This window comes from Photobacterium chitinilyticum (assembly GCF_004104355.1).
Classification (GTDB): domain Bacteria; phylum Pseudomonadota; class Gammaproteobacteria; order Enterobacterales; family Vibrionaceae; genus Photobacterium; species Photobacterium chitinilyticum.
Map to the genome: position 1 here is coordinate 1 of NZ_RJLM01000203.1, position 432 is coordinate 432.

A 432-nucleotide genomic window follows, 5' to 3' on the forward strand; every position below is an offset into this window, starting at 1 on the left:
CAGTTTATCAAACTGGCTATTTTTCAAAGCCGTTTTATTGCTATCTGTGTAAAAGGCGTCATAAAGTGTATTAAAATCATCCACATCCGATTGATTGGCTGTAGTTGATTGAGAAGTTTCAATTTCCTTGGTCGAACGAGCCACTTGACGGTAGACATAATAAGCACTGACACAAATAATTACTGATACAAGCGCCAAAACGGTCAAAATAAAGCCTTTTTTACTTTTCTTTTCTGAGTCCTCTTGATCCAGACGAGAAAGGTTTTGCTCCTCTTCCACTTCTTCAGTCATTTCTGTTGGATTTTCATCATCTAGCAATAGAGGATCCAAGCCTTGCTCCTCATCGTCCAGAGGCAAGGGTAGTAAGATGTCTTCAGAAGATGGAACTTCCTCCGAAGAAGCTTCTGACTTCTCTACAGCATCACGCATCTC

Annotated in this window: 1 protein-coding gene; it reads right to left on the reverse strand. The window is 40.5% G+C overall.

Annotation, left to right across the window (positions count from 1 at the left end; all coding sequences use genetic code 11):
* Positions 1 to 432 (reverse strand): hypothetical protein (locus EDI28_RS26495; protein WP_438942819.1); only part of this gene is annotated, 432 nt, incomplete at both ends.